The 12,815-nt window shown below is 63.3% G+C and carries 12 protein-coding genes; 5 read left to right on the top strand and 7 right to left on the bottom strand.

Annotated features, from left to right (window positions below; genetic code table 11):
• Positions 1-2 precede the first annotated feature (2 nt).
• Together AC3RCG_RS12505 and AC3RCG_RS12500 are read right to left on the bottom strand one after the other, a co-directional pair.
• Positions 3-1,136 carry an ABC transporter permease gene (locus tag AC3RCG_RS12505; protein ID WP_492404016.1) on the bottom strand — a complete coding sequence of 378 codons (1,134 nt, stop codon included), beginning with the start codon at positions 1,134-1,136 and terminating at the stop codon, positions 3-5.
• Positions 1,137-1,311: 175 nt separating this feature from the next.
• On the bottom strand, positions 1,312-2,361 hold the full coding sequence (locus AC3RCG_RS12500; protein WP_070290740.1) for a sugar ABC transporter substrate-binding protein: 1,050 nt from the start codon (positions 2,359-2,361) through the stop codon (positions 1,312-1,314).
• A 259-nt stretch (positions 2,362-2,620) separates the two neighbouring features.
• Here AC3RCG_RS12500 and AC3RCG_RS12495 point away from each other — a divergent pair, with 259 nt between their 5' ends.
• The 3 genes from AC3RCG_RS12495 to AC3RCG_RS12485 are packed head-to-tail and all read left to right on the top strand — an operon-like array spanning position 2,621 to position 5,516.
• Entirely contained in the window at positions 2,621-3,487 is an 867-nt protein-coding gene (locus AC3RCG_RS12495) for a MurR/RpiR family transcriptional regulator (RefSeq protein WP_034757651.1), read from the top strand.
• Positions 3,480-4,466, top strand: a complete 987-nt coding sequence (gene iolG, locus AC3RCG_RS12490; RefSeq protein ID WP_492404018.1) for an inositol 2-dehydrogenase — start codon at positions 3,480-3,482, stop codon at positions 4,464-4,466. The genes AC3RCG_RS12495 and iolG overlap by 8 nt, the downstream gene beginning before the upstream one ends.
• Before the next feature lie 27 nt (positions 4,467-4,493).
• Complete coding sequence (locus AC3RCG_RS12485; protein ID WP_492403776.1) at positions 4,494-5,516, top strand: Gfo/Idh/MocA family oxidoreductase; 1,023 nt, start codon at positions 4,494-4,496, stop codon at positions 5,514-5,516.
• Positions 5,517-5,531: 15 nt separating this feature from the next.
• Here the strand turns inward: AC3RCG_RS12485 and AC3RCG_RS12480 are convergent, their stop codons facing one another.
• Entirely contained in the window at positions 5,532-5,879 is a 348-nt protein-coding gene (locus AC3RCG_RS12480) for a helix-turn-helix domain-containing transcriptional regulator (protein ID WP_492403778.1), read from the bottom strand.
• Positions 5,836-6,327 (bottom strand): type II toxin-antitoxin system RelE/ParE family toxin, encoded by a 492-nt coding sequence (locus AC3RCG_RS12475; protein WP_492403780.1) that lies wholly within the window; start codon positions 6,325-6,327, stop codon positions 5,836-5,838. The genes AC3RCG_RS12480 and AC3RCG_RS12475 overlap by 44 nt, the downstream gene beginning before the upstream one ends.
• A gap of 110 nt (positions 6,328-6,437) precedes the next feature.
• Here AC3RCG_RS12475 and AC3RCG_RS12470 point away from each other — a divergent pair, with 110 nt between their 5' ends.
• A complete protein-coding gene (locus tag AC3RCG_RS12470) occupies positions 6,438-7,655 on the top strand; it encodes a hypothetical protein (protein ID WP_492403782.1) in 1,218 nt (405 codons plus the stop codon).
• 16 nt (positions 7,656-7,671) lie between these two features.
• Here the strand turns inward: AC3RCG_RS12470 and AC3RCG_RS12465 are convergent, their stop codons facing one another.
• Genes AC3RCG_RS12465 through AC3RCG_RS12455 form a run of 3 tightly spaced genes read right to left on the bottom strand, consistent with a single transcriptional unit; the run spans position 7,672 to position 11,144 of the window.
• Positions 7,672-9,135: an ATP-binding protein gene (locus AC3RCG_RS12465; RefSeq protein ID WP_492403784.1), complete on the bottom strand. Its 1,464-nt coding sequence runs from the start codon at positions 9,133-9,135 to the stop codon at positions 7,672-7,674.
• Positions 9,128-9,841 (bottom strand): response regulator, encoded by a 714-nt coding sequence (locus AC3RCG_RS12460; RefSeq protein WP_070290746.1) that lies wholly within the window; start codon positions 9,839-9,841, stop codon positions 9,128-9,130. The genes AC3RCG_RS12465 and AC3RCG_RS12460 overlap by 8 nt, the downstream gene beginning before the upstream one ends.
• Complete coding sequence (locus tag AC3RCG_RS12455) at positions 9,816-11,144, bottom strand: ABC transporter substrate-binding protein (protein ID WP_492403786.1); 1,329 nt, start codon at positions 11,142-11,144, stop codon at positions 9,816-9,818. Before AC3RCG_RS12455 ends, AC3RCG_RS12460 begins: the two co-directional genes overlap by 26 nt.
• 355 nt (positions 11,145-11,499) lie before the next feature.
• On the opposite strand from AC3RCG_RS12455, the gene AC3RCG_RS12450 reads away from it, so the two are divergent.
• Entirely contained in the window at positions 11,500-12,762 is a 1,263-nt protein-coding gene (locus AC3RCG_RS12450) for an ABC transporter substrate-binding protein (RefSeq protein ID WP_070290747.1), read from the top strand.
• Positions 12,763-12,815: the final 53 nt, after the last annotated feature.

Here is a 12,815-nt window from a genome sequence, read left to right as displayed (position 1 = left end):
ATTTATCTCGCTTCCGTGACGCGTGAGCGTACAAAGTTATTGAACAGCACCGCGATCAGCAGCATCACGCCGAGGAATACGCGGAACCAGTCCGAATTGATGTTGGTATAAGTGATGCCGATCTGCACCACGCCGAAGATCAGCGCGCCAAAGCAGGCGCCGACGACGGAACCGTAGCCGCCCGTCAGCAAGGCGCCGCCGATGACGGCCGCGATGATGGCTTCGAATTCCTTTTGCATGCCGCGGTCGGCGGCGGCCGAACCCACGTCGCAGACTTGCAAGGTGGCAAACAGGCAGGCGCAGAAGGCCGTGAAGACGAACAGCGAAATTTTCACTTTGCGCACCGGCACGCCCACGTTCTTGGCCGCGTTGGCGTCGCCGCCGACGGCGAACATCCAGTTGCCGAAGCGGGTACGCGACAACACGAACGCGGCGCCGGCGGCCAGCACCAGCCACCAGGCGATGACTTTCGGCACGCCTTTCACCAGCGGCGAGCCGTCGTCGAGCACGGCGATCCAGCCATGCGCGCCCAGCCACTGGAACAGGCCGGTGGCGACGTTGCCGTGGAACAGCAGGCTGGCCAGCCAGTCCTGCGCCGCCAGGTCGCCCACGCCGCTGACGATGGTGCGGTTGGCGAACATGATCGACAGGGCCAGGGTCAGGCCGCGCAGGATGAACAGGAATGCCAGGGTCACGATGAACGATGGCAAGCGCGTCTTGATGACGATGTAGCCGTTGAGCCAGCCCAGCGCCATGGAACCGGCGAAGGCGAACAGGATCGCGGCCCACAATGGCCAGTGGAAATAAATCGTCGGGATGGCGATCATCATGCCGGCAAAGCCGATCATGGAGCCGATCGACAGGTCGAATTCACCGGCGATCATCAACAGGCAGGCGCCGATGGCGATGATGCCCAGGTAGGACGCCACTTGCATCCAGTTGACGACGCCATCGAGGTTGAACATGCCGGAATCGCCGGCCGTGATGACGAAGAAGGCAAACACGAGCACCGCGCCGGAAATCGAGGCGAACTCGGGGCGGCCGAAAAACCGTTTGACCCAGCTGGTCGTGCCCACGCGCTCGTCGGCGGCGGCAACTGGCTTGCTGGAGGCGCCGGGAGGCGGAGGAGGATTCATGCCGGGGCTAGCCAGGCTGGATTTGAGCGCAGTCATACGAAGTCCTTTCAGTGATACTTGTTACCAATTCCGATTACTTTCCTGCCAGCATCGCTGGCGCCAGGCGTGTTCCTCCCATGCGCCGCCCGCGGGAGGCGGTGCGGCGCTGGGCAACTCCTGGTGGCGACTGTGTGGATTAGCGGTATTGACCGGCGTATTTTTCGACCTTGGCGATGTTTTCCTTGGTCACGAAACCGGGGCCGGAGCTGATGTGGCGCGGGCCGTAGATGGGCGTCAGACCGTATTCGGCCAGGCGCGCCTGGTATTTCGGATTGGCGATCAGGATTTCCTTGACCTTGGCCAGGTCAGTGATTTTTTGCTGTTTCATGATGGCCATCACGGCGACGGGAATGTAGCCTTGCAGGTAGGGCTGCTGGTCGATGGCGAACTGGATGCTGCCATCCTTGATGCCCTTGGCGATTTCTTCCGACAAGTCGAAGCTGGCGAAGTACATCTTGCCTTTCAGACCCAGCTTCTCGACGGCGCGCATGGCGGCCGGCGCCGAATCCGGTCCCAGCGCCAGCACGGCCTGGGTCTTCGGATTGCTGCGCAGATAGGCGCTGACCTTGCTCTCGATCACGCCAGGGTCGACGCCATTGGTGTCGAGCGTGGACGATTTGAAGTCGACGCCGAGCGCATCGGCAAAACCGCGGCAGCGTTCGAACGACGATGCATTCATCGCATAGTGATTCACGCACACGAACGATTTGATGCCCGCTTCCTTGGCGCGCTTGCCGGCGCCCAGGCCCGCGTCATACTCGGGCTGGCCCACGTGCATGATGGCTTTCAACTGTTCGCTTTGCGCCAGGGTGCCCGAATTGATGGTCACGAGCATGATTTTCTTGGCCACGACCGTGCCCAGCGGCTTTTGCAGCACGCTGAAGTCGGCGATGTCGGCGATCAAGCCATCATAGTTGCGCGCGGCCGATTGCTCGATCAGGCGCGCCATGTCGGCCAGGTCGCCATTCGGCGGATTGCGGTAGTCGACGGACACGTTGAAATCTTCACCGGCTTGCTTGATGGCGTTCTTGATGGTATTCCACCAGGAATCGGAGTCCGGCGCATGGCTGACCATGACGAATTTCTCGCCGGCAGCATGGCTGGCGCCCGTGCTCAAACCCAGGCTCAGGCCCAGGCTGGCGATGGCCAGGCACTTCATCAAACCCTTGCTTTTATTGCTATGCATGAATGTCTCCTAGACGGATTAATTTTTATAGTTGCGAGCTTTTATGAAGGGTGTCACCGGCCTGGCCTTGCGGCACACGAACCGATGCACTGCGCACAGCTTAGGCCACAAAAAAGACAAATGCAATAAAATTTTCAAAATAAATTTAAATAGAAATTCGTTTCTATTTTCAAGATTCCCTCCTATAATTCTCGCCAGAACCAGCCGCACGGAATTGATACGTCATCGCGGCCCAGCAAGCACACCGAGGAAAAAAACCATGGCAGCCACCGCCCCCATCGAACAGCTGATGCAGCACATTGCCGCCGAGTACGACAACCTGTCGCGCCAGTTGAAAGTCATCGCGCAATACATTGAAAAGCACCGGGCCAGCCTGATGCTCGAGCGCATCAGCGACATCGCCGCCGCCTGCGACGTGCAGCCGTCGGCCATCGTGCGTTTCGCGCAGCGCTTCGGCTACACGGGCTTTTCCGAAATGCAAGATGTGTTCCGCCAGGCGTACACGGACCAGGCCGGCGCCACGCCCGACTACCAGCAGCGCATCCGCAAGCTCATTTCCACGCGCGACGCGGCCCTCAGCGCGGGCGACCTGACGCGCGAGTTCGTCGGCGCCAGCCGCGCCGGCCTCGACGACCTGGCCGCCGGACTCGACGACGCGCAACTGGAAGCGGCCGTCAACCTGTTGCTCAAGGCGGAAAACATCTATGTGATCGGCGTGCGCCGGTCCTTCCCGATCGCCTCCTACATCGCCTACGCGCTCGAACACACGGACAAGCGCGTGCACCTGATTAGCGGACTGGGCGGCATGCACCGCGAACAGATGCGCAGCGTGCGCGAACGCGATGTGGCGATCGCCATCAGTTTCTCGCCTTACGGCAAGGAAACCCAGCAGTGCATCAAGGCGGCGCAAGACAAGGGCGCCAAGGTCCTGGTGATTACCGACAGCAAACTGGCGCCGCTCGCGCGGGCCGCCGACGCGTTGTTGACCGTCACCGAGGGCAGCGCCTTCGCCTTCCGCTCGCTGACCAGCACCATCTGCCTGTGCCAGGCGCTGTTCATCGCGCTGGCATACAAATTAGAGCTCGACATCGAAGAAATCCACACCCCAGGAGAACATGATGATTGAAGTAGCGTTGTTCGGCGCCGGACGCATCGGCAAAATCCACGCGGCCAACCTGGCCTTTCACCCCGGCGTGCAGTTCAAGTACGTGGTCGACGTCAACCAGGAAGCGGCGGCCGCGCTGGCCGGCTTGCATGGCGGCAGCAGCGCCACGGTGGAAGCGGCATTGGCCGACCCGGCCGTCAAGGCCGTCGTCATCGCCTCGAGCACGGATACGCACGCGGACCTGATCCTGCGCTCGGCCGCTGCCGGCAAGGCCATCTTTTGCGAAAAGCCCGTCGATCTGACCATCGACCGCGCGCGCGCCTGCGCCGCTGCCGTCAAGGAAGCCAAGGTGCTGTGCATGCTGGGCTTCCAGCGCCGTTACGACCCCACCTTCAATGCCGTCAAGACACGGATTGAAGCGGGAGAAATCGGCACGCCGGAATTGCTGGTCGTCACCAGCCGCGATCCCGGTCCGCCGCCCGTGAGCTACATCAAGGTGTCGGGCGGCATCTTCAAGGATATGCTGATCCACGATTTCGACATCTTCCGCTGGATACTCGACGATGAAGCCGTCAGCGTGCACGCCACGGGCAGCTGCCTCGTCGATCCTGCCATCGGCGAAGCGGGCGACCTCGATACGGCCGTCGTCACCATCCGCACGGCCAAGGGCCGCTTGTGCCAGATCAATGCCTCGCGCCGCGCCGCCTACGGCTACGACCAGCGTTTCGAAGTGCTGGGCAGCGCCGGCATGCTGCAGGCGGGCAACCACAAGCCGACGGAAGTGACGGCGTATGGCTCGGTGAACGTCAGCGTGGACAAGCCGGAAGATTTCTTCCTGGAACGCTACCGCGTGGCTTACGCGCAGGAAATGGCGCACTTCTTTGACGCCCTCACCCACGGCACGCCGCTGCGCACCACCGTCCACGATGGCTTGAAGGCACTGGAACTGGCCGAGGCGGCCACGCTGTCGTGGCGCGAACAGCGCGTCGTCACTGTATAAACCAATAAAAAAATACCTGGAGACACCATGTCATCCCCAACATTAAAAGTCGGCATCGTCGGCCTGGGCCGGCTGGGCCAGCGCCACGCCATCAACCTGGCGCAGCGCGTGCCCAACGCCGAAGTCGTGGCCGCCTGCAGTCCCGTGCCGGCCGAACTGGACTGGGCCGCCAGCCAGCTCGGTATCACCACCGGCTATGCCGACTACGATGCGCTGCTGGCCCACCCGGGCCTGGACGCCGTCTTCCTCGTCACGCCCACCTCGCTGCATGCGGACCAGATCATCGCCGCCTTGCGCGCCGGCAAGCACGTGTTTTGCGAAAAACCGCTATCGCTGGACCTGGCCGACTGCCTGAAGGTGGAAGCGGAAGCGGCGCGCCACCCGCAACTGACCGTCATGATCGGCTTCGTGCGGCGTTTCGACACCAGCTATCATGACGCACAGCAAAAGATCGCACTAGGGCTCATCGGCAAGCCGTATCTCGTGCGTTCGCAAACCTGCGACCAGAACGACCCCAGCGGCGCCTTCATGCGCTTCGCCCCCACCAGCGGCGGCATCTTCCTCGATTGCAGCGTGCACGATATCGACCTGGCGCGCTGGCTGCTGGGCAATCCCGTGCCCAAACGCGTGTATGCGAGCGGCACCAACGCCATCCACACGGGCTTGCAAGCGTTCGGCGACGTCGACAACGGCCTGGCGACGGTCGAGTTCAGCGACGGCAGCATGGCCAGCTTCATGGCTTCGCGCACCATGGCGCACGGCCATGAAACCCTGACGGAAGTGTTCGGCACGGGCGGCCGCCTGGCCGTGGGCAGCAATCCGCGCCTGAACAGGGTAGAAATTTCCGATGCGCACGGTGTGCGCAACGAATGCACGCCGGACTTCTATGCCCGCTTCGCCGATGCCTTTTTGATCGAAGCGCAGGAGTTCACGGATGCGGCGCTGGGCCGGCGCACCTTGTCACTGACCTTGCACGACGCAACGGAAGCGACGCGCATCGGCCTGGCCATGACGCAAGCGATGCGCGAAGCGCGGCCCGTCGAGTTTTAAACCAAAGGCGGGGACTCAGGCGGCCGGCGCGGGAAATGGACGTTCGGGCTGCCTGGGCTCCACGGCCAGCCGCAAGCCCATGGCATCGAGGATGGCCGCCAAGGTGCTCAGCGATGGATTGCCCTCGGGCGACAAGGTACGGTACAGCTGGGTAGGATTGAGCTTGGCCGCCTGCGCCACGGCGGGCACGCCGCCAAAGGCGCGCGTCAGCTGGCGCAGCACGGCCAGCAGTTCGCCATGGTCGCCATCGACGAGGATATTGTTAATCAGTTCAAGGGCGAGAGCGGGGTCGTCGCGGTACAGTTCGGCCATCGCTTCGTCATGCGAGCGGTCTCTCGGTGGTTTGCTTGGTTCCTCTTTCATGTCCTCTCTCCTTCCAGTCGTGCCAGCAGGCACAGGCGTATTCGATATCTTTCGGCTGCGTGCGCTTGTCGCCTCCGCACAGCAATAAAATGATCTGCTCCCCGGCAATGGCGTAATAGATACGGTAACCGGCTCCCACATCGATCCGTAACTCCCACACACCATCGTGGCAGAACTTGTGGTCGCCAAAATTGCCGGGAATCATACGCAACACGCGCCGGGCTATGGCCACCCTGGCCGTAGTATCGCGCTGGCGTTTCAGCCATTCCATATATAAATCCCTGCCCGATGATGTCAGATAGTGCCGGATCTCGTACATCATATTCGTCCATAAACGAAGAAAGATCAAGGAGAAAATCACGTGGTTGCATAAAAAAGAAGACACGTCATCTTGCGGCGAAACCGCATGACGCAGGTGCCGAATGCCGGGATCACTGATGTATATCAAGATGCGTTTCCCCAGTTACTGTAGAGAAATGATGTGGCGCGTACACGCCTCACGCGCATCCGATTGCGCTATACAATAAGCGCTGCCCAACCGCGAAAAACCCTGCCGCCATGACGAATAACGATAGCAACTCCCCTCCCCTTGCCGACGTGGCCGAACGCTACGTCAAGCTGGTCCTGGCCATGGGCCAGCACGATGCGTCGTACGTGGACGCCTATTACGGCCCGCCCGCATGGCAACAGGAAGCGGTAGAACAGCAATTGAGTTTGAGCGACATCAAAGCCGCGACTGACAAGGCGCTGGCCCTGCTGGCCGACGAACCTTGCCTGCGCGCCCTTAACCTGCGCAAGCAGTTGCACGCCGTGCTGGCGCGCGCGGACATGCTGCAAGGCGCACGCCTCGATTTCGATACGGAAAGTGCGCGCCTGTACGACGCCGTCTCGCCCCATCACAGCCGTGCGTACTACGAAGACCTGGTGGCGCAGATCGACGCCCTGCTGCCCGGTCCCGGCACGGTCAGCGCGCGTGTCAACGCCTTGCGCGCGCAACTCGTCATTCCCGCAGACAAGCTGCGCGCCGTCATGGAGGCGGCCATCCGCGCAGGCCGCGAGCGCACCTTGCGCTACATCGCGCTGCCCGACGGTGAAGATTTTGTATTGGAATTCGTCACCGACAAGCCCTGGAGCGGCTACAACTGGTACAAGGGTAACTACCAGAGTGTGATCCAGATCAATACGGACTTGCCTGTGTACATCGATCGCGCCGTCGACCTCGGCTGCCACGAAGCGTATCCGGGCCACCACGTCTACAACGTGCTGCTGGAACGCGACCTGGTGCGCGGCAAGGGCTGGATGGAATACTGCATCTACCCGCTGTATTCGCCGCAATCCTTGATCGCCGAAGGTACGGCCAATTACGGCATCGAACTGAGTTTCACGGATGCGGAACGGCTGGACTTCGAACAGCAGGTGCTGTACCCGCTGGCCGGCCTGGACCCGGCGCTGGCGCCCCGCTATGCGCAACTCAATGCCTTGCTGGCCAAACTGAGCTACGCCGACAACGACATCGCGCGCCAGTACCTCGAAGGCAGCATCACGCGCGAAGAAGCGCTGGAATGGCTGGTCAACGTGCGCCTGTATCCGGCCGAGAAATCCGCGCAGCGCCTGCAGTTCTACGATGCCATGGGCGCGTACGTCATCAATTACAACCTGGGCCAGGACATGGCAAAAGCCTATGTCGAGCGCCAGGGCGCGACGCGTGCCGCGCATTGGGCCGCCTTCCGCGACCTGATGTCCTCGCCGCGCGTGCCCAGCGCGCTGCTGGCCTGACGCTGCCGCCGGCGCCTTACTGCGCCGGCAGGCGGATGGTCGCTTCCAGGCCGCCCTCGCGGTGGTTGGCCAGGCTCAGCTCGCCGCCGTGGGCCTGCACGATGCTGCGCGCAATACCGAGCCCCAGCCCCATGCCGTGCGCATTCTGCTCGCGGCCATGTTCCAGGCGCACATAGGGCTGGAACAGGCTGGCGAACGCCTCTTCGGCCACGCCGGGGCCGTCGTCGCGGATGCGGATGACGATGTGCTCGCCTTCGCGGCGCGCGGACAGGTGCGCCGTCTTGCCGTAAAACAAGGCATTGTCGAGCAAGTTGCCGATGGCGCGCTTGAGCGCCAGGGGCTTGGCCGTCACGCTCAGACCCGTCTCCACGTAATGCACTTCGTGGCCGGCCAGCTGGGCGCCGCGCACCATGCGCTGCAGCAAGGCGTCGAGCCGCACCTCGGTGGCATTTTCATGGATGTCGCTATCCTTCACGCATTGCAGCGCCCCCTTGACCATCATGTCCAGCTCGTCGAGGTCGTCGTGGAATTCATTGCGCTGCACATCGTCGTCGAGCAGTTCCGTGCGCAGTTTCAAACGCGTGATGGGCGTGCGCAGGTCGTGCGAAATCGACACGAACAGGCGTTCGCGGTCTTCCAGATAACGCTGGATGCGCTCGCGCATGGCGCCAAAGGCGCGCGCCGTCTGCACGAACTCGCGGCTGCCCGTCTGCGGCAGGGGCGGCGGCGTCTCGCCGCGGCCAAACGCTTCGGCCGCATCCGACAGGGCCGCCAGCGGCCGCGTGGTCCAGCGCACGACGAGGATGGACAGCAGCAGCACGGCCGCCAGCGACAGCGCCTGCAGCAGTACCCGGTCCAGGGTCCAAGGGTTGCTGCTTTGTAAGAAATATGGATTCGGCATCAGCGCCGCCAGGTACAGCCAGTTGCCCGGTTCCAGCTCGGCCTGGATCACCAGCACGGGGGCCGGATTCGGTTTCAGCAGCAAGATATGCTGGACCCAGTTTTCCGGCAAGTCGCCGATGCGCGCGCCGCTGTCGGCCACCATCAGGTCGGCCGGCCAGGCGAAGCCCACGCGGTAGCCGGCCAGCTGCGGCAAGTCGCTCTTCAGCGCCGCACCCACGGTCGCCACCACCGTGTCGGCCAGTGCGTGCGGTGCGATTTCGCGGATGGCCAGCGGGCCCTGGGTGACGTTGACAAAGAAGCGCGTGCCGCCCATCTCGCGGAATTGCTGGATCAGGATGGGCCGGTAATTGGCGGGCAGGCTGAGAAAGAAGCGGATGGTGCTGCTGGCGCTGCGGGCCAGGTGCTGCGAAGCCATGCGCGCTTCCACGGCCGAGTCGCGGCGCAGTTGCGCGGCCCAGATCAGGTTACCCACCAGTTGCGTGGCCAGCACGCCGGCCACCATCACGACGGACAGGCGGCCCAGCAGCGATGGCGGCAGCAGGCGCTCGAGCAGGCGGCGCGCGCCCCGCTCAGGCATGCGCACTGCTCACGTCGGCCGAAAACACATAGCCGGCGCCGCGCACCGTCTTGATCAGCACGGGTTGCTTGCCATCATCCTTCAGGCGCAGCCGCAGCCGGCTCACCTGCACGTCGAGCGAGCGGTCGAGCGGCCCCGCGTCGCGCCCCCGCGTCTGTTCGCACAGCACGCTGCGGTCGAGGATGTCGCCCGGATGCTCGACAAAATAGCGCAGCAGCTGGAAATCGAGGCCCGTCAGTTGCAGCGCCTCGCCATCGGCATCCGTCACCGTGCGTTCCAGCGTGTCGAGCGTAAATCCCACGAAGCGGTAGTAGCGGGGCGGCGCCGCCGCGTCGATGCCCGTGCGGCGGTGGATGGCCTTGATGCGCGCCAGCAATTCACGCGGACTGTAGGGCTTGGCGATGTAGTCGTCGGCGCCCAGCTCCAGGCCCACCACCCGGTCCGTCTCGTCGGAGCTGGCCGTCAGCATGATGATGGGCACGTTCGAGCGGGCGCGCACCACCTTGCACAGGGCAAAGCCGTCCGTGTCGGGCAGCATCACGTCGAGGATCACCAGCGACAGGCTGTCGACGTGGCGGTGGAATTCGGCCAGGAAGGTGGCGCCATCGTGCGCCAGGCTGACCTCATATTGATTCTTTTCCAAATATGCCTTCAACAGCATGCGGGTCTTTTGATCGTCGTCAACGACCAGGATTTTGCGTGACATGGTCTCGTCCTTTTTTATTCAGCGCCTGCAACATGCTGCCGATGCGGCGCTGGGCGTCGGCCGCGCTGATCGTCTCGTCCAGGAAATAGCGGTGCACCTCGGCGATGATGGCGTCCTTGCTGGTTTCATCGGTGGCCATGCGGTGCACGAGACTGGGCGCCTGGAAGGCGGCGCCGCGCGCGAACGCCTGCGCCGAGGCGCGCCCACAGCTGTCCAGGCGCGACAGATCGGCCTGGCGCAAGGCGGGAATCGAACCCTTTACCTGGCTGTACTCGAGCTGCACGGACGGCGAAGCGACCACCTGCGCCAGCTTTTCCTGCGCGCCCTGGTGCGTGTAGTCCGAAGCGAACATGGCCAGCGTATCGATGCTGTACAGGTGATATTCGCCCGTGTCGGGCGCGGCGGCGCAGCCGAAGACCTCGTCCGTGGCGCGGCCCCAGGCGTTCAGCTCGCCCTTTGCCCAGTCGCCCATGATATACATGGCCGCCTCGCCATCACCGACCTGGCGCGCCATCTCGGGCCAGCTCTGTTCGCGCAGCGGCGCCGCCATCCATTGCTTGAGCGACCTCAAGCGCTGCAAGGCGTGCCGCAGGCGGGGGTCCGCATACGCCTCGGCTTTCTTGTCGACAAACAGGGCGCGGTAGTAGGCAGGTCCCGATTCGGCCAGCACCAGCGTCTCGAACAGGGTGGCCACTTGCCACGCCTCGCTGCTTTGCGCCAGCGGCGTGATGCCGGCCTGGCGCAGCGTGGCGGCCACGCGCTCGAAGTCGCTCCAGCTGCGCGGCACGGCCAGGCCCAGGCGCTGGAAAATCTTGCGGTTGTAAAACAGCGTATTGATGCGGTGGATGCCGGCCGGCACGCCCATCGTATGGCCGCGGTTCTGCAGCAGGCCCCACACGGTCGGATACATGGTCGCGCGCCAGTTGTTGCTGGCGGCAACGCTGTCGAGCTGCAGCAGCAGGCCCAGGTCGCTCCACTCGCCCAGGGTGTAGCCGATCAGCTGCATGACTTCCGGCGAATTGCCGGCCAGCACGCGGCTCTTCAGCACCTTGCCCGCGCCGACGCCGGCGCCGCCCGCGATACCCGCGTCGCGCCACTCGACGCCTTCCTGCGCCAGGCGCGCCACCAGCACGTCGGCCGCGCGGCGCTCGCCGGTCGAGGTCCACCAGTGCAGCACTTGCAGCGGCTCGGCCCGCACGGGCACGCCGGTCCACATCAGTGAGAGCAGTGCCAGTGCCGCCACGCCGCGACGGCGGGCGGCCCCGGCATGGCGGTCGGCGGTGCTGCGCGGTGGCGTCTTCAATGCTGTCCCCTTGTTCTTGTCGCGACAAACTATAGCCCAACTACAAAACAGCAGGTTGGTAATTTAGTCACCTGATTTGTAAAGAAACGTGAGCTTTTGTTGCGCCATCTTGCACGGCGCCCGGGGCGTCCCGCCCGCCCGACGCCCCGCACGGCGCGCCACGGCAGCGGCCAATGGTAAGGAAAGGTAAGCAAGCGCACCTGCGCATTTCAATATTATCCTTTTAAATCAACAAGATAAGAAATGATCGTCAGCGCAATGCCGGGAGCTGGCGTCACATTTCCCCCGATGCTACTGTCCGCCAACTGCAGCGTATCAGGCAGCCAAACAAGACCAACACCAACAAGGAGACATCATGCGATTGCATGCACAAGGCGGCGTGGCCGCGCGCAACACATTGCTGGCCCTGCTGCTGGCCAGCGGCACGGCGCAAGCGGGCACGCTCACCATCGAAAGCTGGCGCGTGGACGACAAGACCCTGTGGGAAACGGTGCTCATCCCCGCCTTCCAGAAAAAGCATCCTGGCATCGAAATCAAGTTTTCGCCCACGGCCCCCACCGAATACGATTCCACGCTGAACGCGCGCCTGAGCGGCGGCACGGCAGGCGACTTGCTCGCTTGCCGCCCGTTCGACGTCTCGCTGGCCCTGTACAAACGGGGCCAGCTGGAAAAGCTCGACGGCAAGGCCGGCATGGAGAATTTTCCCGCCTCGGCCAAGGTGGCGTGGCAGACGGACGATGGCAAGGACACCTTCTGCATGCCGATCGCCTCCGTCATGCATGGTTTCCTGTACAACAAGAAAATCTTCCGCGAACTGAAACTGCAGCCGCCCGCCACGGAAGAGGAATTCTTCAAGGTGCTCGAAACGGTCAAGAAGAGCGGCAAGTATGCGCCGCTGGCGCTGGGCACGGCCGACCAGTGGGAAGCGAACCAGGTGGTGTTTACCAGCATCGGCGCCAATTACTGGAAGGGCGAGGATGGCCGCAAGGCGCTGATCGCGGGCAAGGCCAGGTTTACCGATCCGCAATTCGTCGCCGCCTGGGAATATGAAGCCCGGCTGGGCAGCTATCTGTCCAAGGGCGCCAGCGCGCAAACCTATGGCGACAGCCAGAACCAGTTCGCGCTGGGCAAGGCCGCCATCTACCCGTCCGGCTCCTGGGACATCGCCTACTTCAAGCAGGACCCGGAGCTGGAACTGGGCGCCTTCAACCCGCCCGTGCGCAAGGCCGGCGACAAGTGCTATATCTCCGACCACACGGACATCGGCATGAGCGTCAACAAGAAGTCGAAGAACAAGGAAGACGCCTACAAATTCCTCGCCTGGCTCGGTTCGCAGGAATTCGCCGACATCTACACCAACAAGGTGACGGGCTTCTTCTCGCTGTCGAACCATTTGATTTCCATCAAGGACCCGCTGGCCAAGCAGATGAACGGCTGGCGCGCCAGTTGCGCCTCGACCATCCGCCTGAACGCGCAAATCCTCAACCGGGGCGAGCCGAGCATGGAAAACGAGCTGTGGAACGTCAATGCCCAGGTCCTGAACGGCAAGCTGGCGCCGAAGGACGCGGCGCGTCAGATCCAGGCCGGCTTTGCCAAGTGGTACAAGCCGCAGCAGTAATCCCCCCATCCTCCCCCCGCAACCGGCCTGAGCAATGCGATGCAGCGGCCCGG

This window comes from Janthinobacterium sp. GW823-FHT01H08 (genome assembly GCF_058797855.1).
Note: the sequence above shows the minus strand (reverse complement) of the source record. Positions and strands in the feature narration are given on the sequence as shown.